27 protein-coding genes are annotated in these 25,223 nt (G+C 42.4%); 15 read left to right on the top strand and 12 right to left on the bottom strand.

Annotation, left to right across the window (positions count from 1 at the left end; genetic code table 11):
* Nucleotides 1-70: 70 nt before the first annotated feature.
* Both LG211_RS15360 and LG211_RS15365 read left to right on the top strand, forming a co-directional pair.
* Nucleotides 71-529: a shikimate kinase gene (locus LG211_RS15360; RefSeq protein ID WP_253020721.1), complete on the top strand. Its 459-nt coding sequence runs from the start codon at nt 71-73 to the stop codon at nt 527-529.
* A gap of 19 nt (nt 530-548) precedes the next feature.
* Nucleotides 549-1,097: a ferredoxin domain-containing protein gene (locus LG211_RS15365; protein WP_148398156.1), complete on the top strand. Its 549-nt coding sequence runs from the start codon at nt 549-551 to the stop codon at nt 1,095-1,097.
* Nucleotides 1,098-1,107: 10 nt separating this feature from the next.
* Here LG211_RS15365 and LG211_RS15370 read toward each other — a convergent pair whose 3' ends face one another.
* On the bottom strand, nt 1,108-1,212 hold the full coding sequence (locus tag LG211_RS15370; protein WP_336246075.1) for a M15 family metallopeptidase: 105 nt from the start codon (nt 1,210-1,212) through the stop codon (nt 1,108-1,110).
* A 277-nt stretch (nt 1,213-1,489) separates the two neighbouring features.
* Entirely contained in the window at nt 1,490-2,128 is a 639-nt protein-coding gene (locus LG211_RS15375) for a phosphatase PAP2 family protein (protein ID WP_148398157.1), read from the bottom strand.
* A gap of 164 nt (nt 2,129-2,292) precedes the next feature.
* On the opposite strand from LG211_RS15375, the gene LG211_RS15380 reads away from it, so the two are divergent.
* Nucleotides 2,293-3,060: a lysophospholipid acyltransferase family protein gene (locus LG211_RS15380; RefSeq protein ID WP_253020719.1), complete on the top strand. Its 768-nt coding sequence runs from the start codon at nt 2,293-2,295 to the stop codon at nt 3,058-3,060.
* Nucleotides 3,061-3,432: 372 nt separating this feature from the next.
* Here the strand turns inward: LG211_RS15380 and LG211_RS15385 are convergent, their stop codons facing one another.
* The 10 genes from LG211_RS15385 to dnaA all read right to left on the bottom strand — a co-directional run bounded on the left by LG211_RS15385 (nt 3,433) and on the right by dnaA (nt 15,174).
* Complete coding sequence (locus LG211_RS15385) at nt 3,433-3,933, bottom strand: hypothetical protein (RefSeq protein WP_269477926.1); 501 nt, start codon at nt 3,931-3,933, stop codon at nt 3,433-3,435.
* Nucleotides 3,934-3,971: 38 nt separating this feature from the next.
* Nucleotides 3,972-4,616 (bottom strand): zinc ribbon domain-containing protein, encoded by a 645-nt coding sequence (locus LG211_RS15390; protein ID WP_253020718.1) that lies wholly within the window; start codon nt 4,614-4,616, stop codon nt 3,972-3,974.
* Between the two features lie 31 nt (nt 4,617-4,647).
* A complete protein-coding gene (gene trpS, locus LG211_RS15395) occupies nt 4,648-5,628 on the bottom strand; it encodes a tryptophan--tRNA ligase (protein WP_148398161.1) in 981 nt (326 codons plus the stop codon).
* A gap of 16 nt (nt 5,629-5,644) precedes the next feature.
* Nucleotides 5,645-6,379: a SigB/SigF/SigG family RNA polymerase sigma factor gene (locus LG211_RS15400; protein WP_148398162.1), complete on the bottom strand. Its 735-nt coding sequence runs from the start codon at nt 6,377-6,379 to the stop codon at nt 5,645-5,647.
* Nucleotides 6,373-6,777 carry an ATP-binding protein gene (locus LG211_RS15405; RefSeq protein ID WP_148398163.1) on the bottom strand — a complete coding sequence of 135 codons (405 nt, stop codon included), beginning with the start codon at nt 6,775-6,777 and terminating at the stop codon, nt 6,373-6,375. The genes LG211_RS15400 and LG211_RS15405 overlap by 7 nt, the downstream gene beginning before the upstream one ends.
* Before the next feature lie 10 nt (nt 6,778-6,787).
* Nucleotides 6,788-9,301, bottom strand: coding sequence for a DNA gyrase subunit A (gene gyrA, locus LG211_RS15410; protein ID WP_269477927.1), 2,514 nt, complete (start codon nt 9,299-9,301; stop codon nt 6,788-6,790).
* A gap of 17 nt (nt 9,302-9,318) precedes the next feature.
* On the bottom strand, nt 9,319-11,238 hold the full coding sequence (gene gyrB / locus LG211_RS15415; RefSeq protein WP_148398165.1) for a DNA topoisomerase (ATP-hydrolyzing) subunit B: 1,920 nt from the start codon (nt 11,236-11,238) through the stop codon (nt 9,319-9,321).
* A 190-nt stretch (nt 11,239-11,428) separates the two neighbouring features.
* Nucleotides 11,429-12,511 carry a DNA replication/repair protein RecF gene (gene recF, locus LG211_RS15420; protein ID WP_148398166.1) on the bottom strand — a complete coding sequence of 361 codons (1,083 nt, stop codon included), beginning with the start codon at nt 12,509-12,511 and terminating at the stop codon, nt 11,429-11,431.
* A gap of 2 nt (nt 12,512-12,513) precedes the next feature.
* A complete protein-coding gene (gene dnaN, locus LG211_RS15425) occupies nt 12,514-13,632 on the bottom strand; it encodes a DNA polymerase III subunit beta (protein WP_269477928.1) in 1,119 nt (372 codons plus the stop codon).
* A gap of 189 nt (nt 13,633-13,821) precedes the next feature.
* Complete coding sequence (gene dnaA, locus LG211_RS15430; RefSeq protein WP_253020715.1) at nt 13,822-15,174, bottom strand: chromosomal replication initiator protein DnaA; 1,353 nt, start codon at nt 15,172-15,174, stop codon at nt 13,822-13,824.
* A 339-nt stretch (nt 15,175-15,513) separates the two neighbouring features.
* Here dnaA and rpmH point away from each other — a divergent pair, with 339 nt between their 5' ends.
* From rpmH to LG211_RS15490, 12 genes are all read left to right on the top strand, one after another.
* Nucleotides 15,514-15,648, top strand: a complete 135-nt coding sequence (rpmH, locus tag LG211_RS15435; RefSeq protein ID WP_148398168.1) for a 50S ribosomal protein L34 — start codon at nt 15,514-15,516, stop codon at nt 15,646-15,648.
* Nucleotides 15,649-15,748: 100 nt separating this feature from the next.
* Nucleotides 15,749-16,087: a ribonuclease P protein component gene (gene rnpA / locus LG211_RS15440; RefSeq protein ID WP_148398169.1), complete on the top strand. Its 339-nt coding sequence runs from the start codon at nt 15,749-15,751 to the stop codon at nt 16,085-16,087.
* A 12-nt stretch (nt 16,088-16,099) separates the two neighbouring features.
* The gene (gene yidD / locus LG211_RS15445; RefSeq protein WP_148398170.1) at nt 16,100-16,309 is read left to right on the top strand and encodes a membrane protein insertion efficiency factor YidD; all 210 of its coding nucleotides are present in this window, start codon (nt 16,100-16,102) and stop codon (nt 16,307-16,309) included.
* 12 nt (nt 16,310-16,321) lie between these two features.
* Nucleotides 16,322-17,029: a YidC/Oxa1 family membrane protein insertase gene (locus LG211_RS15450; protein WP_253020714.1), complete on the top strand. Its 708-nt coding sequence runs from the start codon at nt 16,322-16,324 to the stop codon at nt 17,027-17,029.
* Nucleotides 17,030-17,065: 36 nt separating this feature from the next.
* Nucleotides 17,066-17,848, top strand: a complete 783-nt coding sequence (gene jag, locus LG211_RS15455) for an RNA-binding cell elongation regulator Jag/EloR (RefSeq protein WP_269477929.1) — start codon at nt 17,066-17,068, stop codon at nt 17,846-17,848.
* Between the two features lie 49 nt (nt 17,849-17,897).
* On the top strand, nt 17,898-19,265 hold the full coding sequence (mnmE, locus tag LG211_RS15460; RefSeq protein WP_148398173.1) for a tRNA uridine-5-carboxymethylaminomethyl(34) synthesis GTPase MnmE: 1,368 nt from the start codon (nt 17,898-17,900) through the stop codon (nt 19,263-19,265).
* 10 nt (nt 19,266-19,275) lie between these two features.
* Nucleotides 19,276-21,156, top strand: a complete 1,881-nt coding sequence (gene mnmG, locus LG211_RS15465; RefSeq protein WP_269477930.1) for a tRNA uridine-5-carboxymethylaminomethyl(34) synthesis enzyme MnmG — start codon at nt 19,276-19,278, stop codon at nt 21,154-21,156.
* On the top strand, nt 21,153-21,863 hold the full coding sequence (gene rsmG / locus LG211_RS15470; protein ID WP_269477931.1) for a 16S rRNA (guanine(527)-N(7))-methyltransferase RsmG: 711 nt from the start codon (nt 21,153-21,155) through the stop codon (nt 21,861-21,863). The genes mnmG and rsmG overlap by 4 nt, the downstream gene beginning before the upstream one ends.
* Before the next feature lie 89 nt (nt 21,864-21,952).
* Entirely contained in the window at nt 21,953-22,762 is an 810-nt protein-coding gene (locus LG211_RS15475) for a ParB/RepB/Spo0J family partition protein (protein ID WP_148398176.1), read from the top strand.
* A 121-nt stretch (nt 22,763-22,883) separates the two neighbouring features.
* A complete protein-coding gene (locus tag LG211_RS15480) occupies nt 22,884-23,657 on the top strand; it encodes a ParA family protein (RefSeq protein WP_148398177.1) in 774 nt (257 codons plus the stop codon).
* Complete coding sequence (locus LG211_RS15485) at nt 23,657-24,550, top strand: ParB/RepB/Spo0J family partition protein (protein WP_269477932.1); 894 nt, start codon at nt 23,657-23,659, stop codon at nt 24,548-24,550. Before LG211_RS15480 ends, LG211_RS15485 begins: the two co-directional genes overlap by 1 nt.
* A gap of 25 nt (nt 24,551-24,575) precedes the next feature.
* On the top strand, nt 24,576-25,106 hold the full coding sequence (locus LG211_RS15490) for a SprT-like domain-containing protein (RefSeq protein ID WP_269477933.1): 531 nt from the start codon (nt 24,576-24,578) through the stop codon (nt 25,104-25,106).
* The last annotated feature ends 117 nt before the right edge of the window (nt 25,107-25,223 follow it).

Raw genomic sequence — 25,223 nt, forward strand, 5'->3', positions numbered from 1 at the left:
GGGGATACTTGCCTGCAGCCCATTTGTGTCGTATACTGAAAACATAACTTATATTTGATCGGGGGACATTATGAATCATTCAAGAATCTTTGTAATTGGCTTTATGGGAAGCGATCGACGGGGGCTGGCTGAAAAGCTGGCAAAAGAGTATCAATATCGCGTTTTTGATTTGGACGATGAAATTGAGAAGAAGGACGGCCGCACCGTCCAGAGAATTTGCATGATGATGGGCGAACACGAATATCGGAATAAAGAGTACGAAATGCTGTGCCTTTTGGCGGAGGAAGAGGGGATTGTCGTTTCCTGCGGGGACGGTGTTATGCTGGATGAAATGAACAGGGACATACTCGAACAAAACAAAGTCATTGTCGCAGATGGGGACATTTCCCCGAAAACCTTGTGGGAAAGGGCAAAAGATGAGAAGGGGCTGCCTTACGCCTTTATGAATCAAAGCGATTCTTCCTTAAAGAAAGAAAAATTCTTTGCCCTTTACGAACAACGCAAACCATTGTATAATCAATTTATATGAAAATCTTAGGAGGATTTCAATGATTTACAAAAGTGAAGATGCTGAGAAAAGAAGCGCTTTTCTTGTAGCTGATAAAATGGTTGCCGCCGCCAAGACAGCTCCCAAGGGCTGCGGAGAAGACAAGGTCATATCTTTTATTTTAGATGGAAACGATAAGGACGTGCTCAGCGCCCATATGCGAGACATCGCCAAGGAAACGGGAGCTGACTTTTTTGAAAGGGACGCTAAAAATGTGGATGACAGTCATTGCATCGTATTGCTTGGTGTTCTCAGCGATCCGCTGGGACTTGATCCGTGCGGCATGTGCGGATTTGAAAATTGTGCGGAAATGACGAAAGCCGGAGCAAATTGCGCCTTTAATGTAACCGATCTGGGCATTGCTGTCGGATCGGCCGTCTCCATAGCCGCTGATAATCGGATCGATAATCGGGTCTTATTTTCAGCCGGACAGGCTGCCTTGAGGATGGGATGTTTCCCGTCCGGCGTGAGAGTCTGCTTTGGAATTCCTCTTTCCACTTCATCAAAGAGCATTTTCTTTGATCGGGACCCGGAAAACGTGATGGTTTAATCGCTGAGATTTATTTTTCAAAATGCTGATAATCTTTCAGTGCTTTCCAATCCCCGCCCCAGGTAAAACCATGTTTTTTAAACAGCTTGTATATAAAGTCATTTTTATGAATCATCGCAGCGGCTTACTTGCCGCTGTATTTTTTTACGTCACGCTGGGCTTAAACCTTGCCGTTTGCGGGCTCCACGGTTGATCCTTTTACATAAGGATTAAGCTGCTGGTGTTGTTGGCTCTCATGGAGCGGTTGGATTTGCCAAGATGTATCATAGAACGCGCCGACTTTGAGTCTGGCTCCGGCCGCATGGGAGCAGTCAGGAAATAAAAGTAAAAAGACAAAAAAAAGGAAAATACATGCTCATATTTTTTTAATTCATATAGACAACCTTTCTTCTTTAATGCGGCAGTCCTGCTCTTTTTTCATACCGTTCTTCCATGGCGATGAGGACCATCAAAATAGCCAGCCCCAAACACCAGCCTCCCAGAACATCCGTTGGAAAATGAACACCCATATAGATGCGGCTCAAGCCGATAAAGATCCAGGGTATAGCCAAAAGCACCGTCAAGAGATTGGCCTTTTTCCTATCTTTCACATAACGCCTCACCAGATAAATCAACATTCCAAAGACAACCATGCTGGTTATGGAGTGGCCGCTTGTAAAGGAGTATCCTCCCTGATCGATCAGATGCAGGCTCACATCCGGCCGGGGCCTCTTGAATATGATTTTAATAACTTTATTGAGGGCTGTCACAGTGATGGCGCCCACGGAAACCGGTATTCCATAACGAACTCTGGTTTTTCGAAAAAACAGCAGCAGTATGCACAAAATGGTTATGCTCTGCCAGTTTCCCATATATGTAATGACCTTAAGTATTGGAGTCAAAACATCGTTTCTCAAAGAATAGAACCACTCTCTGATCACAGTATCAAAGGCAAGCTCCCCTCCGCCCACGACAAAACAGGCGATTATAAGAAAACCCGCCAGTCCGCCAATCATCAGAATCATTTGTTTTTTTGACATATTGTTCATCATCCGCCTTCCTCTTTTATCTATCCTATTATATATGGTTTCTTTTAAAAATACACGACGTTTTTTTGCCGTCCTTGTCCAAATTATGGAACTGAATACTGAGAAAATTTTTCGACGCGGCTCTAAAATTATGGTATAGTAGATATACTAAGATTCAGGAGGGCTATATGAAAATCATACGAAACATACCAGGGTTTTTTAAACTCTATACCACATTAAAAAGGTTAAATGAATATAAAAGCGAAATTGAGGACGCGAAAGCAAAAGGAGATGTGGAGCGGGAATGCCGCAACATCCTCATGGCAGAAACGGTTTGGTCCAGGGATGTTCTCAATATGTTCGGTTCGGAGCTGGTGGTCCATGGAGAAGAAAATCTGCCCCAGGAAGGACCGGTTGTCTATATCGCCAATCATCAGGGATATGCGGACATTATCGCTTATACGGCTTCGCTGAACACAATTCAGTTCGGATTTGTAGCAAAGGATAATCTGGGCAAAATTCCCATCTACGGCGAGTGGATCCGCAGAATACGAAGCGTTCTTATAAAACGGGACGACCCCCGCGCTTCCTTGAAGGCTATCGATGAAGGGATCGAATTGATCAACCAGGGCTTTTCCCTCATGATCTTTCCCGAGGGAACCAGGAGCAAAGGGCCTGATCCCGGCGATTTTAAGAGAGGCGCTTTCAAACTTGCCGTCAAGCCGGAAGTCCCCATCATTCCGGTATCGGTCTTTGGAAGCTATAAGATGTATGAAGAAACCGGCATTCTCAAAGGAACCAGAATCGATGTCATGATCCATCCCCGGGTAGAAACCAAGGGACTTTCCCGGAAAGAAGAAAAACAGCTGTGCCTGGATGTTGAAAAAACAGTAAAGGACGGAATCGCCAAACTGCGGGAGCTGCAGAACAGCTTGAAGGATGACCAGGGAAAATAAAGGGTTAAATAAAGGCCCGAGACCAGGGCAGACAAAGCGGTCAAGATCGGCCAGGCTGGCGCGGCCTCCCCGTATGGAGAAAATCATCGTGATCTGTGCCTAGCAGCCTTTTCAGCGATGATTTTAGGCCTTTTTCGCTGCCAATCCACCTAAAAACAGCAGGAAATTATCGCTTTTCTACCTTATTTTCTCTTCCCGCGATGAAAAATCATCGCAAACTTAGACCAAAACAAGCTCGAGCGATCATTTTGCTTTTCACCCTTTATGAATCCTGGCCCGAAGGGACCGCTCCTTTCCCAACAGTTCACAAAATGGGTCGAAAAAAGGGCACATCGCATTCGTTTTCTAATGCGACAGTCCCTATAATCCTTTTTACGCGTCTGCCCCTCCCGGAACATCGTTTCCATCTGTTGTTTCTTCTGCCGGCTCCTTAGTCGGCTTTTCAGTCGGAGCCTGAGTTTCCGGCTCAGCAGGCTTCTGCGTTTGCTCGATGGTCTGCTCCTGGGTTTGTTGGGTAGAAGGTTGGGCGTTTTGGTCGTCTTTGTCCTTATAAACGTAAAAATAGTAATACGCGCCCGCTGCCGCCAAAAGCAAAACGATGATAATAACCAGTACTGCCGGCAGGATGCTGGTCTTTTTCTTTACATGTTTATGTACCACTGGCCGCTTGGATCCGCTCCTAGCGGATTTTTTAACCGTCTTTTTAGAAGAACGGCTGCTGCTTCTCTTATTGCGTCCAGAGCCGCTTTCCTCATAATCTTCGTACTCATCCTCATACGGAAGATCCCGGTCCATCGGACATCCGCAGTTCGGACAATTTTCTGCGTATTCCGAGACCTGGCGGCCGCATTCCGGACATTTGATTAATGCCATGATTAATTCCCCCTTTGATCTTACTTAAGCTTCCCCTTTTATTCATTCGCAGGTGCATCCGGTGCTTCAGTCGGTGCTTGTGTAGGAGCCTGCGTTGTAGACTGCTTTGTGGTCTGTTTCTGTGTCGTTGATTTTGTAGGTTTTGTCGTGGCCTTCGTCTCTTTTTTCTTAGTCGTTTCTTTTGAGGACGGCTGCTTCTCATCATAACTGCGATAAGTTTCTTGCGTGGTCACATCGGTATGATCGGTCATATCCGATGGATCTTTATTGGCTTTAGAAGGCCCTGCCATCGCAAAATAATAGGCAATACCTCCTCCGATTACGACGATGGCAATAATAACAATAAGGGCTATTTTCAGTCCTCTTTTATCATCCTTTTTCTTTTTCGATTTCTTCTTGCCAGAAAATGCGCTTTCCGAATTTTTTACCAGCCTCTGCTGACCCGGCTTTCTCTTCTGTCCGCTCCTGCTTCTTCCGGCTCTCGCCTGCTGCATGGCCTCTTCCAGCTCTTTCTGGCTGTAAACCTGCGTATTGGTGTTACTCTTCGTTTGATTGTTGTCCCAGCTGCGATCATCGATTTGATTTTCCTGGGCAATATCGGACATGGGACAACCGCAGTGGGGACAGGAACTGGCAAATTCCGAAACATATTCGCCGCATTCAGGGCATTTTAAAAGTGCCATAAGCATGCTCTCCTTTTTCGATTTTCCTCAATCAGATTCCAAGGCCAAAGTTATCCTTTACCCGCTTCATGGTTCTTTCCGCAATGACGCCTGCTCTTTCAGCCCCGTCTTTCAAGGTTTTTATCAACTCTTCAGAATTCCGAATTTCGTTGAACCTCTCCTTGATCGGAGTAAGGGCATCCACTGTTACTTCCACCAGATCCTTTTTAAAGTCACCGTATCCCCGGCCGTCGTAATCTTTTTCAATCTCAGAGATGTCCTTGCCGGAAAATACACTGTAGATGTTGAGCAGATTGGTAATTCCCGGTTTGTTTTCCGGGTCAAAACGAATGCTTCCCTCTGAATCGGTAGTCGCCCTCATAATGGATTTTTTAATCTTGGAAGGCTCATCCAGCAGAGAGATCCTGCTGTGGATATTTTCGGCGCTTTTGCTCATTTTCTTTTCAGGATCGTCCAGGGCCATGATTCGTGCCCCTGCCTTTAAGAATCTTCCATCGGGTACTACAAACGTCTTTTTATATTTATTATTAATTCGAATTGCGATATCCCGGCAAAGCTCGATGTGCTGTTTTTGATCATTTCCCACGGGAACAATATCCGTATCATAAAGAAGAATATCGGCAGCCATTAGAATGGGATACGTAAACAGCCCTGTGGGCGCGGATTCTTTGCCCTTGCTTTTATCTTTAAATTGAGTCATTCTGGACAACTCTCCAGTATAGGAATTGCACGTGAGAACCCAAGAAAGTTCAGAGTGTCCCGGTACGTCGGACTGAACGAAAACGATGGATTTTGAAGGATCTACCCCAACGGCCAGATACAGGGCCGCCACATCCAGGGTGTTTTTTCTCAGCTCCTTTGGATCCTGGGGTACGGTAATCGAATGCATGTCAACGATGCAATAGATACATTCGTTTTCCTCCTGGAGCTCTACAAATTGCTTCAGCGCTCCTAAATAATTTCCTATATGAATATTTCCTGTGGGCTGCACGCCCGAAAAGACTCTTTTCATCTTGCTCCATATCCTCCTAGCATTGCGCTTCTCTCTGAAAGCGCTCTCTAATATTTTTTTCCGCCCGGGAAATCGTCATCTGTGAAACGCCCAATCTTTTTGCGATCTCTGCCTGGGATTTATCCTCTACGAACCGTTCTTTAAAAATATATTTGTTGGTATCACTCAGCTCATTGAGTACCTTGGAGATCATTTCCGTATATTCCAGCCTGTCATACCCTCCGTCTTCAATGGCCGCGTACTTTTCAAGAGCCGAAGATTCTCCTTCTTCTCCCGACTCATCAAAGGTCTGGTTAAGGGAATAAGCATTGTAAGCCATGCTGCCTTCCATCGCCTGCAGAACCTCTTCTTCTGAGTAACCGATATAATCGGCCAATTCAGGGATGGTCGGATTTCTCTGCAGCTGATTGAACAGCTCTTCCCTGGCCGACTGGATTTTTCCTGAAAGTTCTTTCAGCCTTCTGGGGACCTTGACGCTCCATTCCTTATCGCGGAAATATTTTTTAATCTCCCCGATAATTGTCGGCGTGGCAAAGCTGGAAAACTCATATCCCTTGGACGGATCAAATCTCTCTACAGCAGCAATCAGGGCCATGGCGCCGACCTGATACAGATCATCGTATTCCACACCCTTGTTCAAATATTTTCGAATCAAAATATCTACCATATACAGATAAGATTCCACAATTTCATTTCTCAGTGTTCGATCTTTTGTCCTCTGATATTGGTTGAACAATTCTTCCTTCAGCATCTATTCTTCACCATTCTAATACTGTTGTTTCCGTCTTGTGCCTTAACGATTTCTACTTCATCCATCAGTGATTTAATGATATATACGCCCAGATTGCCTTCATTGGGACAATCAAGACAAGGCTTTTTATGCTTTTCGAGACCATGTTCGCAAGACTTGTCAGAAACTGTGACAATCATCCGATCCTCCTCGATCATACATTCAACCTCATAAAAATTGCTGAAACCATCGAAACCGTGGCATGTAATATTCTTACATGCCTCTCCAACTGCGATTTCAATGTCTTCAATGGCTTCGATATTAAAATTTGCCGTTCCCGCGGCGGACCCAACAGCCAGCTTGGCTATTTTAACATATTCGGGTTTACCCGGTATTGAGAATTTTAACAAATCACCCATTTGGCTTCTCCTATTCTGTTTTCATATGAATCTGACTACTGCCGCTGTCATTTGATTTTTTACCTTCTTCTTTCGGCTCATCGTCTATATCTTCCTCTTTGATCACCTTTGCCATGGCAATAATATTGGAATCTTCTTCAACTTTCATAATTTTAACGCCCTGGGTCGCTCTGTTCAAAACAGATACTTCCTTGGCTTCTATACGAATTACAATACCGTCGGAATTAATCAACAGTATCTCATCATCCTCATTGACCACCATGGCGCCTACCAGTTCACCCGTCTTTTTAAACTTGGCCTTATCGTAAGTCAGCAGGCCTTTTCCGCCTCTTACCTGAATCTTATAATCTTTAACCGGCGTTCTCTTTCCATAGCCATTAGTCGTTACAACCAAAAGCTGCTGATCCGGCTGTACCAGTTCCATGGAAACGACTTCGTCATCGCCTTCCAGCTTGATTGCACGAACGCCTCCTGCGATCCTTCCCATTGGTCTTACATCGTCCTCTGAGAAGCAGATGCATTTTCCATGTTTGGTAACAATGATTACATTATCGGTTCCCGTTGTCTGTTTGATATCCACCAGCTGATCGTCTTCTTTCAGATTAATGGCAATCAATCCGGTTTTACGATTGGTATCAAAGTTGGCAAGAGCTGTCTTTTTGATGGTACCATTCTTTGTTACTGCAATCAAATATTTTTCTTCGGAAAATTCCTGAATTGGAATCACAGCTGTGATCCGCTCTCTCTGCATCAGATTGAGGAAGTTAACGGCAGGGGTGCCCTTGGCCGTTCTGGTCGCTTCGGGAATTTCGTAGGCTTTGATCTTATGCGCTTTTCCCGTATTGGTAAAGAACATCAGATAATCGTGGGTCGAGGTCATGATCAGATTTTTTACAAAATCGTTTTCCCTGGTGGTAAGCCCGGTAATTCCTTTGCCGCCTCTTCTCTGAGTTTTATAAGTGTCCGCCGGTATACGCTTGAGATAACCCAGGTGGGTCAAGGTAACAGCAACCTGCTTTTCCTGAATCAGATCTTCTTCGTCAATTTCCGTCGCATTGGCTGTAATCTTGGTTCTTCTCTTATCTTTATATTTTTCCTTGATCTCTAAAAGTTCTTCGCGGATAACATTCATCATCTTGTCATCGTCCGCCAGCAGCGCTTTGTAATAGGTAATGCGCTTTTGCAGTTCCGCGTATTCTTCTTCAATTTTTTCCCGTTCCAAACCTTGCAGACGGGCCAGTCTCATATCAAGAATCGCTTGAGCCTGTATTTCTGAAAGGCCAAAACGCTCCATCAATTTTTCTCTGGCATCGTTGTAACTGGAACGGATGATTCTTATGATCTCATCGATGTTATCCAAGGCAATGCGCAGACCTTCCAAGATATGGGCTCTTGCCTCCGCCTTTTTAAGATCATATTTTGTTCTTCTGGTTACCACATCGAACTGATGCTTCAGGTATTCATACAGAATCTCGTACAGATTGAGAATCTTTGGTTCGCCCCTGACAAGAGCGATCATGATCATACTATAGCTTTCCTGCAGCTGGGTATGCTTGAACAGCCGATTGAGGGTAATCTGAGGATTGGCATCTTTTTTCAGTTCGATGACGATTCTCATACCTTCTCTGCTGGAAGATTCGTCGCGGATGTCGGAAATTCCGTCCACCCGTTTATCCTTAACCAGCTCGGCAATCTTTTCAATCAGTCTGGCTTTGTTAACCTGATAAGGAATCTCGGTCACAATGATCTGGGATCTGCCGCGGGTAGTCTCTTCAATCTCCGTCTTTGAACGTACAATAACTTTTCCCTGTCCGGTGCGATAGGCATTTTTGATATTGTTCTTTCCCATAATCATGGCGCCTGTCGGGAAGTCCGGTCCCTTGACAATTTGAATCAGATCGTCAATGGTACAATCTTTATCTTCAATCATCTTTACCGCAGCATCGATGACTTCTCCCAGGTTATGGGGCGGAATAGAGGTCGCCATGCCAACCGCGATACCGTTGCTGCCGTTGACCAGCAGGTTGGGAATTCTAGAAGGAAGAACCACTGGTTCTTTCTCTTCCTCATCGAAGTTGGGCATAAAGTCAACCGTTTCTTTGTCAATATCCCGCAGCATCTGCAGGGCGAAAGGCGTCATCCTTGCCTCTGTATAACGCATGGCAGCTGCGCCGTGACCGTCTACGGAACCAAAGTTTCCGTGGCCGTCCACCAGCATGTATCTTGTGGAAAAGGGCTGCGCCAGCCTTACCATAGCATCGTAAATGGAACTGTCCCCGTGAGGATGGTATTTACCCATTACTTCACCGACAATACGAGCTGATTTCTTGTATGGCTTGTCCGGTGTTACGCCCAGTCCGCTCATTCCGTATAAAATTCTCCTGTGAACGGGCTTCAGTCCATCCCGCACATCAGGAAGGGCTCTTCCAACGATTACGCTCATGGCATAGTCGATGTAGGAGTCTTTCATTTCCTTGTATATCTCATGTTGGATCAGTTTCTGATCCTCAATTAAATTTGCCACTTGTTACCCCCTGTTTTCTAAATATCCAGATTTGCATAGGTTGCATGTTCCTCGATAAACTTTCTTCTCGGCGGAACCTTGTCTCCCATCAGCGTGGTGAAGATATCATCGGCCGCTGCCACATCATCCAGCGTAATTTGAACCAAGGTTCTGGTTTCAAAGTTCATGGTCGTATCCCATAGCTGGTTTTCATCCATTTCACCCAGACCTTTATATCTCTGAACTTCTGCTTTTCCAGGTTTTTCGGCGATGGACGCCAGCAGCTTTTCCTGCTCCGCATCTGAATAAGTGTAGTGAACTTCTTTTCCCTTCTTTACCTGGAAAAGAGGAGGCTGGGCAGCGTAAACATAGCCGCCTTCTATGAGCGGTGTCATATACCGATAGAAGAAGGTCAAAAGCAGCGTCCGGATATGGGCGCCGTCCACATCGGCATCGGTCATAATAATAATCTTATGATACCTGAGTTTTTCAAGGTTAAAGTCATCTCCGATTCCGCAGCCGAAGGCGGTAATCATATTTTTAATTTCATCAGAGTTCAAAATCTTATCCAGCCTTGCTTTTTCAACGTTTAAGATCTTGCCTCTAAGTGGAAGAATCGCTTGTCTTTTCCGGTCGCGGCCGTTAATAGCCGTACCGCCGGCCGAATCTCCCTCTACCAGAAAGATTTCAGAAACGCTGGGATCCTTCTCCGAGCAGTCGGCCAGTTTTCCCGGCAGGGAAATACCATCAAGAACGCCTTTTCTTCTCGTCAGTTCTCTGGCTTTTCTGGCTGCTTCCCTGGCTCTTGCGGCCCGCAGGCATTTATCAAGAATAATTCTCGCCTGAGCCGGATTTTCTTCCAAAAATGCAGTCAGGTTCTCATTGGTGGAAGTTTCGACGAATCCTCTCATCTCACTGTTTCCCAGCTTGGTTTTGGTCTGCCCTTCGAACTGGGGATTGGTCAGCTTAACTGAGATGATGGCCGTCAGTCCTTCCCTTACGTCTTCGCCGGAAAGCGAGTCATCATTTTCTTTCAAAAATTTATTTTTTCTGGCATAGTCGTTGAATACCCTTGTCAGGGCTGTCTTAAATCCCACCATGTGGGTACCGCCCTCAGTAGTATTGATATTATTGGCATAGGATAGAATCAGCTCATTGTATCGATCCGTATACTGCATGGCGATTTCAACTTCCATATCCTTTTTCTTTACTTCAAAATAAACGATATCCTGGTGAAGCGCTTCTTTATTCTGATTCTGATGTTTTACAAATTCCCGGATTCCGCCCTCATAGTGGAATACCTCTTCTTTTTTCTGTCCTTCCCGTTCGTCTTTTAGGGTAATTTTGATTCCTTTATTGAGAAAGGCCATTTCCCTAAGGCGGTGTTCCAATGTGCCGTAGTCGTATTCCGTTTCATCAAAGATCTCAGGATCCGGCCAGAAAGTAGTCTTTGATCCTGTCTTTCTCGAATTTCCGATCTCTGTCAGGGGAGATGTGGTCTTTCCTCTTTCGTAAGTCTGTTTATAAACTTTTCCATTTCTGCGTATTTCCACTTCCATGTGGGTTGAAAGTGCGTTGACAACCGATGCTCCTACGCCGTGAAGACCTCCGGAAACCTTATATCCGCCTCCGCCGAACTTTCCGCCGGCATGGAGGACCGTATGAATGACTTCCACAGCAGGAATTCCCAGTTTTGGGTGCTTGTCTACCGGCATGCCTCTGCCGTCATCTTCAACCATGATCGAATTATCTTTTTGAATGGTTATATTGATTGTCGTGCAATAGCCTGCCAGGGCTTCGTCCACACTGTTGTCCACCACTTCGTAGACCAGATGATGCAGGCCCCTTGGTCCGGTACTGCCTATATACATTCCCGGCCTTTTGCGGACCGGCTCTAATCCTTCAAGCACTTGAATCTGTTCAGCATTGTATTGCTGCTGCTTTACATCTGCGCTCATTAATCGCTTCACCTCTTTATCTTTTGATTTCAGAATCTGTCAAATTCCATAGATATATCATTATACAACAAAAACGCACCATTTACAAGTTTAAGTGCGTTTTGATGTTTTTTTATTATAATCTTGTTTTATCAAGCTATAAGGCTCATTTAAAGCGTCTGAGACTAATAAATTTCTTTTAGAATAGTATTTAAGAAATTATTTTTCCGTTTTCTATGTTAAAATAGCGGATTTCCCCCAGGGATTGGATAGCCTGACGGGAAATTTCGGTGGTGGTAATAAAGATCTGCGTGTCGCTCAAAGACCGGATCAAAAAGTTCTGCCGTTCCTGATCCAACTCAGAAAGAACATCATCCAATAAAAGAATTGGATTTTCGCCAGTCTCTTCTCGAATCAGACGGATTTCCGATAGTTTGAGAGAAAGAGCCGCTGTCCGCTGCTGGCCTTGCGATCCGAAATTCCGTATATCGATGCCGTTTGCTTTTAGCTGAAGATCGTCTTTGTGTGGACCTTTCCCTGTCGTACGGTTCCTAATATCGCGCCTTCTGCATTTTTGGAGCTCTTCAATAAAAATTTGTTTTTGATTTTCACAAGTCTGAATGCTGGGTTCATAAAAAATTTCCAGACATTCTTTGTGATTGGTGATTCCCTGGTGGATTTGACTGCTGATTTTGCTGAGTTTTTTTATGAATTCATTCCTCTGAGCAATGATTCGGCTGCCGTACTGGGCCAGCTCTGCATCCCAAATCTCCAAAACGCCCTCATCAATGAGCGGCTCTTTCAAGTAAGCATTTCTTTGAAGCAGCGCTTTTTTATAACGATTAAGATTATCGTAGTAAGAAGGCTTTATTTGGCACAGTTCCCGATCGATGAATTTTCTTCTTTTTTCAGGCTCATCCTTAACGATCCTCAGATCTTCTGGTGAAAAAATAACGATATAAATCTGCTCTAAAAGCTGAGACATTTTTCTAGCCTTGGCACCGTCGATTTTAATGCCCTTTTTTCCTTCCTGGTTTACCGCTATATCTACCACCAGCTCCTCTTCTTTAAATGCTTTTACCCGAACCCGAAAAAAGTCTTCTCCAAACCGGATCATTTCTCGATCTTTGTTGGTTCGAAAAGACTTTCCCATAGATGTTATATAAATACTCTCCAATAAATTGGTTTTTCCCTGGGCATTCTGCCCAAGGAAAATATTTACGTTTTTATGAAATTCTGCTGTTAGCTGCTCATAATTCCGAAAATCTTTCAGCTGTATTTCTTTAATATACATAATTAGTAGTTTGATGCTATTCTTACTGGAAGAATCAGATATTCGAATGTATTTCCAATCAAAGGTTTTACCAGACAAGGGGTTGTACTGGTATTGAACTCCATGAGAACTTGTTCATCGCTGACTGCTTTTAAAACATCGATTACATATTTGGAATTAAATCCGATTTCCAAATCCTCTCCTGTTTTCTCCATAACGATTTCTTCCTTCACATTCCCTTCTTCCGATCTGGAGGTGATCGTAAGAAGATTATTCTTTATGGTCAATTTTATTAAATTATTCTTTCCTTCCTTAGCCAATAGAGATGCACGCTCAATGCTTTCCAGCAGAACGGCCCTTCCCACTTCCACTTTTGTCTGATTCTGAGTCGGAATAATATCTTTGTATTTGATAAATTCGCCTTCCAGTAGCCGAATGACAATTTTAGTGGTTTCTACCAGTATGACGGCCTTTTTATTGCTGAGCATAATTTGAATATCACCTTCATCTTCTGCTTCCGAAACAATTTTATTGATTTCATTGAGGATTTTAGCGGCGACGACGATCTTTGTGCTTTCCGCACTCTTCATAGGTTCTCTTGCAACAGCCATACGGAAGCCATCAAGTGCAACCATATTAACTGTATCCGGTTCAATTTCCAATAAAACGCCTACAATAATTCCCTTTGATTCATCAATGCTGGCGGCAAAGGAGGTTTTTCTTACCATATCTTTAAAAATTTCTTTATCAAAGGATAAGGTCTCTGGTTGTCCTTCCAGCTCACTGATATTTGGAAATTCGTCGGCAGCAAGTCCTACGATTGTAAATTCTGAAGATGCTGTTTTAATAAGAACATTGTTGTTTTCTTTTTCTTCAATAAGTATATCCTCATTGGGAAGTTTGCGGATAATGTCACTGAATAGCTTTGAAAGGACAACAATCGATCCTTCTTCTTCCACGTTAACATCAATTTTCTTTTCAATACTCAAATCCAGATCAGATGCAGAGAGTGTCAAAGTACCGTCCGATGAAGCTTTTAATAAAATTCCTTTTAAAATGGGAATTGTTGTTCTCGAAGTCACTGCTTTTGAAACTGTATTTAAAGCTTTTGATAATGATTGCTGGCTGCATGTGAATTTCATAGTTTTACCTCCAAAAGGATCCAAAAGACCTTTATTCTCTTTATATATATTTATAGTAATAGTAGTAATAGGGGCTGTTGATACTGTTGATAACTGATTTGCGCTTTCATTTTTGAACGAAATTTGTTCGTCAAAAATTGTTTGTAACCTGTTTTTTTTGTTCAGTTGGTATGTGCATATCTTGTCAGTTTATTTTCCGTTTAATTCGTCTTTGAGCTCATCAATAATATCAGCTGTTTCTTGGCTTGTCTTTACTTCCGCGGCAATTTTTTCATAAGCGTGGATGACGGTGGTGTGATCTCTTCCGCCAAAAGCTTCTCCAACTTTGGGCAGTGAAGTTTCTGTCAGTTCTCTGCACAAATACATGGCAATTTGTCTTGGATAGGCCAGGTTTCGGGTTCTTTTGGCGGATTCAATATCGGCGATTTTAATATTAAACTTTTTGCAGACTGTCTTTTTTATCGATTCACAAGAAATATTAAAGTCGCTGGCCGATAAAATATCTTTGAGGATGTTTCTAGCAAACTTAACGGTGATCTTTTCATTTAAAAGCGTTGAAAAACTGGTGATCCTGGTAAATGCGCCTTCCAACTCCCGAATATTAAACTTAATTTTTTCCGCGATCAAGCCAATGACTTCAAAGAGGTCGTCGTCCAGATCTACGTTTTCCAATTCTGCCTTTTTTCTAAGAATGGCCACTCGGGTTTCATAGTCTGGAGGCTGAATATCAGCGATCATGTTCCATTGAAATCTCGATGTAAGCCGGTCTTCCAAGTTGACCAGCTTGTTGGGCGCTCGGTCGCTGGAAATGATAATTTGCTTGTTGAGATCATAGAGCGTATTGAAGGTATGAAAAAATTCTTCCTGCGTAGCTTCTTTTCCTTCGATAAACTGGATATCATCAATCAGCAAAACATCGATGTTTCTGTATTTTTGTTTGAAAGCGCGAATCCGCTTGCGGTCCTCCAGTGATTTGATCAATTCGTTGGTGAACATTTCCGATGAAACATAGAGTACCTTTTTTTCAGGATGATTTTCCATTATGTAGTGGCCGATGGCATGCATTAAATGGGTTTTTCCAAGACCGGAACCGCCGTATATGAACAGGGGATTATAGGCCATGGATGGAGCATCGGCAACGGCCAGGGCTGCTGCGTGGGCATATTTGTTATTATTGCCTACAACGAAGTTTTCAAAATTGTAACGTGGATTGAAATAAAATTCATCCTTGAGGATTTTTTTCGGATTTTCTTTTATCTTTTTCTCTTCAATTTCATCTTCACTTTCATCGGGTTTCAACTGTATGACGACCCGATACGGTTCTTTTATAACCGTTTCTGCTTTTTTTTGAAGGTTCTCAATATACCTGGTTTCCAGGACTCTTTGTGAAAAGCTGTCGGGCGTCTCCAGATAAAATAGCTTTAATTCTTCGTTGATTTCTTTTGGTATAAGAGGAAGGAACCAGGTTCTATAACTTACACCGGTAAGTTCCAGCTCAAAGAGCCTTAACATTTCTTCCCAAATTGCGTTCATATCTTTCATTGTGATACTTACCCTTTTCTTTTATCCGCTTTTTTGCTATTTTTGTGATAGCACTATCATAACAAAAAAGTTATCCACAGGCAAATGTAAAATTTTTTTTGTTGAAAAAATAAAATTTGAGGAAGTTATCCACTAGTTGTGGACAAAATTGTGCAAAGTTTTCACAGATGCAACTAGATCTTGATTCTTCTCCAAAAATATCAAGCACATCGAATTAAAACAAGGATAAAAGAATTGACATGACACTGGCTCAAAGGTATAATGGTAAGGCATATGTACATGCTTTATACGGATGATGAAACATATGGAATTAAATAATAGTAAGGAGGTGTTTTGAAAATGAAAATGACTTATCAGCCTAAGACAAGGCAGAGAAAAAAAGAACACGGCTTTAGAAAAAGAATGAAGACGAAAAACGGTAGAAATGTTTTAAAGAGAAGAAGAGCAAGAGGAAGAAAAGTGTTATCAGCATAGAGACCGCAAGCGTGGTCTTTTTGTCTACTTCAAGGGTTATGGATCTGCGGCCCCGCCGCATGAACGGATAAATGCCCTTTAACACAGAGAAAGTTAAGCTATGCTAAAAAAAGAAATATTAAGAAGAAACGGCGATTTTTCTTCCATCTATAAAAAGGGAAAGTCTGTGGGAGATCGTTTTGTTGTTGTTTTTTACAGAAAAAATAATCTCCCCTATACCAGAATCGCTTTTTTAGCAAGCAAAAAAGTAGGAAACAGTGTAACGAGAAACAGAGCCAGAAGGCTTATGAAAGAGAGTTACAAAACGATTCAAGAACAGCTGGCTATAGGATACGACATAATCTTTATAGCGCGAAAGACAATTATTAATTCGAAATATGCGGATGTGAAAAAATCAATTGAAGCCGCAACCAGGAGAGCAGGTATTTTGAAAAAATAAGAAGGTGATGCTTTGAGAAAACTATTGATTCTCTTGATAAAGGGTTATCAAAAATTTATATCCCCTTTATTTCCACCTACTTGCAGGTTTTACCCAACGTGTTCCACCTATTTTATTCAGGCATTGGAAAAGTATGGATTTTTCAAAGGCAGTTATCTTGGAATCAAAAGAATTTTAAAGTGTCATCCCTTCAACCCGGGAGGTTACGACCCTTTAAAATAGTGGAGGAAATGAATGTACACAATATTAGGAGTAATAGCAAAACCTCTTGGCTGGTTACTTAGTTTTTTATATGGATTTATTGATAACTACGGGATTACGATCATTGTTTTTACGATTATAGTAAAACTATGTCTTTACCCGCTGTATATAAAACAGACAAAATCCATGGCCAGAATGTCGGAAGTGCAGCCTAAGATGCAGGCGCTTCAGAGGAAATATGCCAACGATAAGGAAACTTTAAATATAAAGATGGCGGAGATGTACAAGGAAGAGAAGTTCAATCCGATGGGCGGTTGTCTACCGATGCTCATTCAGATGCCGATCATCATGGGTCTCTTTGCATTGCTCAGAACTCCGATGACTTACATGAACGATGACAGCATGTTATTCGCAGTACACGAAAAATTTCTGTGGATCATGGACCTCAGTCAGCCGGATAAATGGATCCTGCCGATTTTAGCGGGTATTGCAACCTTTATCGCATTTTCTTTGAATCAGCAGCAATCGGACGATACCGGAGCAGCGGCTCAGATGAACGGCATGATGAAGATGATGAAATACATTTTTCCGATCATGATTGTATGGATGGGCAGATCCTTTCCTGCAGGCCTGGCGGTTTACTGGGCTCTAGGACAGGTAATGCAGATCTTCTTTAATTTACATCTGAAGTCAGTCAGAAAGAAAATGAAAGAAGAAGCGAAGAAAAAAAAGAAAAAATAACTGAATCCTTTCGTTTATATATGGAGGAACATGAATATGGATTTTTCAGAAAAATGGGGTACGGACGTTGAAGAAGCGGTCAAATTGGCCCTGATTGATTTAAAGCTTGAAAGAGATGAAGTCGAAGTGACTGTTTTAGAAGAACCTTCAAAAGGTTTTTTTGGAATCGGTTCAAAGCTAGCCAAGGTGAGAGTGGAACCTAAGAAGAAAGAAGCTGTACCGGAGCCGGAAGTAAAAGCTGAATACAAATCGGAACCGGTTGAGATGGATACTAAAGAAGATAAGCGGCCTGAACAAAGAAAAAAAGAAAAGAAAAAGAGAGAAAGAAAAAAGCCAGTTATTCCAAGAGAGCCGGAAGAAGAACTGACTGTAGTGGAAGAACATCCGGCACTTGAATTTCTCAGAGAAACGACTGAAAAAATGGGACTGACTCTGAACATTACGGCAAAGACTGGAGATAATAGTGTTTATGTTAATATGAAGGGCAAGGATTCCGGTACGGTCATTGGAAAAAGGGGACAAACTCTGGATGCGATCCAGTATCTGACCAGCCTGGTCGTTAACAAAGAAAACGAGAAGTATATCCGGGTTGTAGTCGATGCGGAAAACTATCGATCCAAAAGAGAAAAGACGCTGGAGCAGCTTGCCAACAGACTTGCTGAAAAAGTTGTAAGAACCAAGAAGAGCGTTAGGCTGGAACCGATGAATCCTTATGAAAGAAAGGTGATCCATGCCACTCTTCAGGGAAACCCCAATGTAACGACGAAAAGCGAAGGTGAAGAACCGTACAGAAGGGTTATCATTGAGCTGACAAAATAAGATGAGAGTGACCCGCTGTTTGCGGGTCTTTTCGTTGAAAGGATGAAATATGGAAGAGACAATTGCTGCTATTGCAACTGCATATGGAGAAGGAGGGATCGGCATTGTCAGGATCAGCGGTCCCAAAACCTTTGAAATCCTGGAAAAAGTCTTTATACCGGCCAGAAGCGGGATCATAAATCGTAAATTGACATATGGATATGTGGAAGATCCCAAAAGCGGCCAAAAAATTGATGAGGTATTGGCTGTCTTCATGAAAGAACCGTACACTTATACGAAGGAAGATGTGGCGGAAATCCATTGCCATGGAAGCATGGTTTCCCTTCGAAAAACGTTGGAGCTGGTTCTGCGGCAGGGAGCCCGTATGGCTGAGCCGGGAGAATTCACAAAGAGAGCTTTTTTGAACGGACGATTGGATCTTTCACAGGCAGAGGCAGTCATCGATCTGATACGGGCAAAGACGGATAAAACCTTCGATGTGGCGCTGGGACAATTGGACGGACAGCTTTCCCAAAAGGTAATTCATATTCGAAAGGCCCTGTTGGATCTTCTGGTAAATGTAACGGTTAATATCGATTATCCTGATGAAGATATCGAGGAGATGACCTACGAGGAATTGGAAATCGAAATATCGCAAATAAACGATATGATTGAAAAACTACTGGTTACAGCTGATACAGGCAGGATTATAAGAGAAGGTCTTAATGTTGCCATCATCGGAAAACCCAATGTGGGAAAGTCTTCTTTGATGAATGAATTACTTAAAGAGACGCGGGCGATTGTAACGGATATTCCAGGAACAACAAGAGATACCATCGAAGAAGTTGTAAGTATAAAAAATATACCGGTGAGGCTGACCGATACTGCTGGAATTCGGAAGACCGATGATACTATTGAAAAGATGGGTATCGAAAAGAGCAAAAAAACCTTCAATGAGGCGGATCTCATCATTTTTGTCATGGACAGCAGCCGGGAGATCTCCCAGGAAGACCAGGAAATCATTCAATATATCGGAGATCGCAGGGCAGTGGTTCTCATCAACAAAATCGATCTTGGAAAGTCGTGGAACAGAGAGAAAGTTGAAACCGTGATGCCCAATGCTTCGGTAGTGGAAACTTCTTTGCTTAAAAAAGTGGGGATCGAGGAAATCGAGCAGGTTATTCTGGACATGGTTTACAGCGGAGAAGTTAAGCAGAATGAAAGTCTGATGGTGACCAATGTCAGACATAAAGAACTTTTAGAAAAGGCAAAAGACGCGCTCGCCGATGCCAGACATATGACCTTGGAAAGGGAGGCGTTGGACTTTATTGAAGTTGATCTGAAAAATGCGTATGAATGGTTAGGCGAAATTATTGGAGAAACGGTTTCCGATGATATTATAAATGAAGTTTTTTCAAGATTTTGTTTAGGTAAATAGGGGAAAGAAAATGGCACAATTTTTAATGGGTGAATATGATGTGATTGTAGTAGGAGCGGGCCACGCCGGATGTGAAGCAGCGCTGGCCAGCGCCCGCATGGGAAAAAAGACGTTGATCCTTTCCATTAATCTTGAAGCTGTGGCCATGATGGCCTGTAACCCTTCCATTGGAGGTACGGGTAAGGGGCATTTGGTCCGTGAAATCGATGCTCTTGGGGGTGAAATGGGAATCAATATTGATAAAACCTTCATCCAAAGCAAAATGCTCAATACTGCGAAAGGACCTGCCGTTCATTCCCTGCGGGCCCAGGCGGACAAAAACCGCTATCATGAAGAAATGAAAAGGACGCTAGAGCTGCAGGAAGGTTTGGACTTGAAGCAGGGAGAAGTGGTTGATCTGGTGATCGAGGATGGAAAGGCCTGCGGCGTGGTTTTAAAGACCAATTCTGTCTATCGGGCAAAAGCGGTCATTTTGGCTACCGGTACCTTTCTCAAGGGAAAGATTTTTATCGGTGAGAGTGCTTTTGACAGCGGGCCTAACGGCCTGGCACCATCCATGGAGCTGGGCGATCAGCTGCGAAAATATGGACTTCCCATGCGCAGATTCAAAACGGGCACACCGGCCAGAGCTTTGGGGAAAAGCTTGAATTACGATAAAATGACGGAGCAGACGGGAGATGAACAAATCGTCCCATTTTCCTTTTTAAATGATGAGCTGCAGGGAGAACAGATTTCCTGCTGGCTGACTTATACCAATGAGGAAACCCATACGGTCATTCGAAATAATTTTCATCGGTCAGCGCTGTTCGGCGGTCAGATTGAAGGGGTGGGTCCCAGATATTGTCCATCCATCGAAGACAAGGTTAACCGCTTTGCTGATAAAAAAAGACATCAGCTTTTTATCGAACCGGAGGGCCTTACTACAGATGAGATGTATATACAAGGAATGTCGTCAAGCCTTCCTGAAGATGTACAAGAACAATTTTATAAGACAATACCTGGTTTAGAAAACCTTGAAATCGTAAGGCCAGCTTATGCAATCGAATATGATTGTATTGATCCGTTGGATTTAAAATTAAATTTAGAAAACAGGCAAATTGAATATTTATTTTGCGCTGGTCAATTTAATGGAAGCTCCGGCTATGAGGAAGCAGCGGCGCAGGGTTTGATGGCCGGAATTAACGCAGTGTTAAAAATTGACAGACAAAATTCTTTTATTCTCGACAGAAGCGAGGCTTATATTGGCGTTCTAATCGACGATTTAGTGACAAAAGGTACTAATGAACCTTACAGAATTATGACCAGCAGAGCGGAATATAGGCTGGTTCTCAGGCAAGACAACGCAGATCTCCGTTTGACGGAGAAGGCTTACGCCCTGGGATTGGCTTCGAAAACCAGATATCAAAGATTTTTAGAGAAAAAAGAAATCGTTGAGGAGGAAAAAAAGAGATTGGCACATGCGATGGCAGCGCCAGAAGAAATTAATCTTGTTTTGGAAAATTTAGGAAGTACGCCGGTTAAAACAAAGATCTCTCTTTTGGAACTGATGAAGCGTCCTCAAGTTACCTATGAAAGTCTCAGCGCGGTTGATCCTGAAAGACCGGAACTTTCCAATCATGCGAGGAACCAGCTGGAGGTTCAGATTAAATACGAGGGGTATATTGGCAAGCAGGAACAGCAGATTCAGCGGTTTAAAAAATTGGAAGATAAAAAGCTGGACAGCAATTTTGACTACGAACAGGTGGAAGGCCTGAGAATCGAAGCCCGCCAGAAACTCAATCAATTCAGGCCGGTTTCTCTGGGACAGGCGTCGAGAATTTCCGGCGTATCCCCGGCGGATATCAATGTGCTGCTGATTCATTTGGAGAAGATGAGAAGGAAAAAATCATGAAACAACTTGTAAAGGCTTTCGAAGAATTAAAGATTAATTATGACGATATACTTTTGAAAAAGTATGAAACATATATGGAAGGTATTTTAAAGTGGAATGAGGCTGTAAATCTAACCTCCATAACCGAACCTTCTCAATTTATACAAAAGCATTATATTGATTCCCTGCTTTCTGTTATTTATAAAGAATTTCAAAACGCCGAGCTGATTATCGATGTGGGAACGGGCGGCGGATTTCCCGGGATTCCTTTAGCACTTGCAGCTCCCGATAAAAAATTCGTTCTCATCGATTCTCTCAACAAACGGATCAAAATTATTAAGGAACTTTGCGGAGAATTGGAGATCGATAACGTTACGGCTATTCATGGAAGGGCGGAGGAGTTGGCCCGCAATAAAAACCACAGACAGAAATACGATCTTTGTGTTTCCCGGGCCGTAGCCAATATGGCGACTCTATCTGAATACTGTCTTCCTTTTATAAGAAGAGGCGGGTGGTTCCTAGCTTATAAAGGACCAAATACGGATGAGGAAATCAAGGAATCTGCAAATGCCCTGCGTATGCTGGGAGGAAAGATTCGGAGAGAAGAGCATGCGAAGCTGTCCAATTTTAATTTAGAACATAAGATTATTTTTATAGAAAAGACGGGCGATACCCCTTCGAAATATCCGAGAAAAGCGGGAACTCCATCGAAAGACCCCCTAAAATAGAAAATTTAGGGGTTTTTTGTTGAAAGAAAACCCTTTTCCCAGTGTATAACTCCTGCTAAGATAAAACTGGGACAAGGAGGGAGACATATATGCTGATCAAAAAAGTGACCGAGATTCCTATCGATTTAATCTTTGCCAATCCGGAACAGCCGAGAAAAATATTTGGAGAAGAAGAGCTTCTTGAATTGAGAGACTCCATTAAAGAATACGGTGTTATACAACCGATTATTTTGAAAAGAAACAATAACGGGTCTTACATAGTAATAGCAGGCGAGCGGAGACTGCGGGCAGCTGGGATGGCCGGACTGACCAAAATACCTGCTATTGTCCGCGAAGCGGATGATAAGGATGCTGCTATTATCGCTTTAGTGGAAAATGTACAGCGTGAAAATTTAGGTTATATGGAAGAGGCGCAGGCATACAATCGATTGATGGAAGAGTTCGAACTTACTCAGGGGGAATTGGCAGAGCGGGTCGGAAAAAAGCAGTCGACTATTTCCAATAAAATCAGGCTGTTAAGCCTGCCGGAGGATATACAGAAAGCATTGATTGCCAATCGCCTGACCGAACGTCACGCCAGAGCTTTGCTGAAAATACCTGATGATGAAACCAGGAGAATGGTCATTGACCGTATCGTTTCGCATGGCCTTAATGTAAGGCAAAGTGAAAAATTAATTGAAGATGTCTTGGAAAAGCAGCAGGAGGAAAAACGCAAGCAAAATAAAATAAGATATATTAGTTATAAATTGTATCTTAATACGATTAGAAAAACATTTAATGAAATCTTTCAAGTAGAGCAGGGAGCCAAATATACGCAGGAAGATAAAGGGGAATATTATGAAGTAAAAATAACCATACCTAAAAACACTCCAAAACAGAAACAGGTAGTTAACCAATAAAGGAATGTTTCACGTGAAACATTCCTTTTTTTTATGTAAAAAGTATAGTAAAAAAAAGCCCTATGGTATATAATCAAATTATGCGAAAAAATTGCTTATGTTTTAAAAAGGAGGAACTAATTTGGGAAAGGCAATTGCAATATTCAACCAGAAGGGCGGCGTAGGAAAAACGACAACGAACATTAACCTGGCAGCGTGTCTGGCATTAAAGGGGAAAAAAGTATTAATTTTGGATATTGATCCGCAGGGAAACACTACTAGCGGAATTGGATTATCCAAGAAAGAACTAGGTAATACTTCTTATGAAATTTTAGTAGAAGATCATATAGATCCAACATCGGCGATTATTCAGACTGAGGTACAAAATTTAGATATCATTCCTGCCAGCGTGCAGCTGGCAGGAGCAGAGGTAGAGCTGATTCAGCTCCAGGGAAGGGAAAAAAGGCTGAAACATGCATTGGATCAGATAAAGCCTGACTATGACTATATATTTATTGATTGTCCACCCTCACTGGGACTTCTGACTATTAATTCGTTGACAGCAGTTGATTCGGTTTTGATTCCTATTCAGTGTGAATTCTATGCCCTTGAAGGCGTAAGTCAGCTGATGAGTACAATCGAAATTGTTAAGAAAAATATGAATCCAAATTTGGAGATCCAGGGCGTAATCCTCAGTATGTTCGACGGACGGACAAATTTATCTGTTCAAGTAGTGGAAGAAGTAAAAAAATACTTTAAGGAAAAGGTCTATACCACTGTAATTCCAAGGAATGTAAGACTTGCTGAAGCTCCAAGCTATGGAATGCCAATTATGCAGTACGATCCAAAATCAGCTGGAGCCCAGGCTTATCAGGAATTTGCTGATGAGTTTTTAAGTCTGGAGGATGAACAGTAATGGCGGCGGCAAAGAACAGAGGGCTGGGCAAAGGACTGGATGCATTATTCAGCACCTCAGAAATCGATACAAAAAAAATAAACAGCGAAAAGGCAGATGAGATAAGGGCACAGGGGATTGAATTTATAGACATTAACGATATTAAACCCAATGAAAATCAGCCAAGAAAAGTTTTTGATGATGTAAAATTGCAGGAGCTGGCCAATTCCATAAAAGAACATGGGTTAATTCAACCGGTTATTCTTCGCCAGGCGAAAAAAGGTTATGAAATCGTTGCTGGTGAAAGACGCTGGAGGGCATGCAGGAAAGCGGGTCTGAAAGAAATACCCTGCATGATTAAAGAGCTGACCGATGAGCAAAATATGCTGGTGGCAATTATTGAGAACATGCAGAGAGAAGATCTAAATCCCATCGAAGAAGCGGAGGGTCTTAATCAAATGATCAGTTCCTTTGGTATGACCCAGGAGGAAGTATCCAAAAGCGTTGGTAAAAGCAGACCTTACATAACCAACTCTCTTCGTCTGCTAAAGCTTCCCCAGGAAGTGAGAGACATGGTTTCCGAGGGAAAGCTTACAACCGGACACGCCAGAGCGATTGCTGGAATTGGTGACCGGGAAAGACAAATACAGCTTGCCGAATATGTGATTAAAGAAGAACTGTCTGTCAGAGAAGTTGAAAGGCTGATTAAAGAACAGCATTCTTCAAAAAAGAAAAATCCAAGAAGAAAAGCAGAGAAGAGTGCGGATGTGAAACGGGTAGAAGAAGACCTGAAACATATCATGGGAACAAAAGTAAGCCTTAATCAAAGTGGACGAAAAGGAAAAATTGAAATTGAATATTACAGCAGAGATGAATTGGAAAGATTGATTGAGCTATTGAAATCACTTCAATAGGAATAATCGTTTCACGTGAAACAATATGAAAATACATGAAATTGAAAAATGCTTGCAAGAGGTGATAAAGGAATGCCATCATTTAAACATACCGATCAGTAAGCAAATCGACCCTAAAATCCGCATCAACAAAAGAGCGAAAAGCAGATTTGCTGCTTGCATGAAAGACAAACGTTTTCAGGATCCTGTGTTTGTCATTGAAATTGGAAACGCTCTGTTGGAAATAGATGAGAAAAAGGTAAGAAGTATTTTGGCCCATGAAGTTCTCCATACCTGTTATGGTTGTAATAATCATGGAAGAGTGTGGAAAGCCTATGCTTATAAAATGAACCGGACTTACGGGTATCAGATAAAGACAACAGCGTCTTACGAAGAGCTGGGACTGGCAAAACCAGATAAAACAATTAGATATCGATATGTAATTGTTTGTAAAAAATGCAGCAAGAAATTCTACAGACAAAAGAGATCAAAACTGATTACAAATCTCAGCCAGTACCGGTGCCAATGCGGCGGAAAGCTGGAATGTAGAAATTTAGATCAAGAATCAGAAGCATGAAACTGCAATAATTATAAAGAAGAAAACAGGAGCGGATAGCATGATTGACAAAACCGCTCCTGTTTTTTACGAACTCTTCGTCGTAAAAAGATACATTGATCGTTAAAAAGTTTTGTC

The sequence above is a fragment of the Hominibacterium faecale genome, from assembly GCF_020734085.1.
GTDB classification, from domain to species: domain Bacteria; phylum Bacillota; class Clostridia; order Peptostreptococcales; family Anaerovoracaceae; genus Hominibacterium; species Hominibacterium faecale.

What these genes read in the sequence shown, in the direction of transcription:
- LG211_RS15475 (WP_148398176.1), top strand. Translation starts at nt 21,953, where the DNA reads ATGCTGATCAAAAAAGTGACCGAGATTCCTATCGATTTAATCTTTGCC.
- LG211_RS15485 (WP_269477932.1), top strand. Translation starts at nt 23,657, where the DNA reads ATGGCGGCGGCAAAGAACAGAGGGCTGGGCAAAGGACTGGATGCATTA.
- trpS (WP_148398161.1), bottom strand. Translation starts at nt 5,628, where the DNA reads ATGAAAAGAGTCTTTTCGGGCGTGCAGCCCACAGGAAATATTCATATA.
- LG211_RS15380 (WP_253020719.1), top strand. Translation starts at nt 2,293, where the DNA reads ATGAAAATCATACGAAACATACCAGGGTTTTTTAAACTCTATACCACA.
- LG211_RS15360 (WP_253020721.1), top strand. Translation starts at nt 71, where the DNA reads ATGAATCATTCAAGAATCTTTGTAATTGGCTTTATGGGAAGCGATCGA.
- rsmG (WP_269477931.1), top strand. Translation starts at nt 21,153, where the DNA reads ATGAAACAACTTGTAAAGGCTTTCGAAGAATTAAAGATTAATTATGAC.
- jag (WP_269477929.1), top strand. Translation starts at nt 17,066, where the DNA reads ATGGATTTTTCAGAAAAATGGGGTACGGACGTTGAAGAAGCGGTCAAA.
- dnaN (WP_269477928.1), bottom strand. Translation starts at nt 13,632, where the DNA reads ATGAAATTCACATGCAGCCAGCAATCATTATCAAAAGCTTTAAATACA.
- mnmG (WP_269477930.1), top strand. Translation starts at nt 19,276, where the DNA reads ATGGCACAATTTTTAATGGGTGAATATGATGTGATTGTAGTAGGAGCG.
- LG211_RS15450 (WP_253020714.1), top strand. Translation starts at nt 16,322, where the DNA reads ATGTACACAATATTAGGAGTAATAGCAAAACCTCTTGGCTGGTTACTT.
- recF (WP_148398166.1), bottom strand. Translation starts at nt 12,511, where the DNA reads ATGTATATTAAAGAAATACAGCTGAAAGATTTTCGGAATTATGAGCAG.
- LG211_RS15490 (WP_269477933.1), top strand. Translation starts at nt 24,576, where the DNA reads ATGAAAATACATGAAATTGAAAAATGCTTGCAAGAGGTGATAAAGGAA.
- LG211_RS15385 (WP_269477926.1), bottom strand. Translation starts at nt 3,933, where the DNA reads ATGGCATTAATCAAATGTCCGGAATGCGGCCGCCAGGTCTCGGAATAC.
- LG211_RS15370 (WP_336246075.1), bottom strand. Translation starts at nt 1,212, where the DNA reads ATGATTCATAAAAATGACTTTATATACAAGCTGTTTAAAAAACATGGT.
- mnmE (WP_148398173.1), top strand. Translation starts at nt 17,898, where the DNA reads ATGGAAGAGACAATTGCTGCTATTGCAACTGCATATGGAGAAGGAGGG.
- LG211_RS15390 (WP_253020718.1), bottom strand. Translation starts at nt 4,616, where the DNA reads ATGGCACTTTTAAAATGCCCTGAATGCGGCGAATATGTTTCGGAATTT.
- LG211_RS15375 (WP_148398157.1), bottom strand. Translation starts at nt 2,128, where the DNA reads ATGATGAACAATATGTCAAAAAAACAAATGATTCTGATGATTGGCGGA.
- LG211_RS15365 (WP_148398156.1), top strand. Translation starts at nt 549, where the DNA reads ATGATTTACAAAAGTGAAGATGCTGAGAAAAGAAGCGCTTTTCTTGTA.
- LG211_RS15405 (WP_148398163.1), bottom strand. Translation starts at nt 6,777, where the DNA reads ATGGGTGATTTGTTAAAATTCTCAATACCGGGTAAACCCGAATATGTT.
- rnpA (WP_148398169.1), top strand. Translation starts at nt 15,749, where the DNA reads ATGCTAAAAAAAGAAATATTAAGAAGAAACGGCGATTTTTCTTCCATC.
- LG211_RS15400 (WP_148398162.1), bottom strand. Translation starts at nt 6,379, where the DNA reads ATGCTGAAGGAAGAATTGTTCAACCAATATCAGAGGACAAAAGATCGA.
- gyrB (WP_148398165.1), bottom strand. Translation starts at nt 11,238, where the DNA reads ATGAGCGCAGATGTAAAGCAGCAGCAATACAATGCTGAACAGATTCAA.
- rpmH (WP_148398168.1), top strand. Translation starts at nt 15,514, where the DNA reads ATGAAAATGACTTATCAGCCTAAGACAAGGCAGAGAAAAAAAGAACAC.
- dnaA (WP_253020715.1), bottom strand. Translation starts at nt 15,174, where the DNA reads ATGAAAGATATGAACGCAATTTGGGAAGAAATGTTAAGGCTCTTTGAG.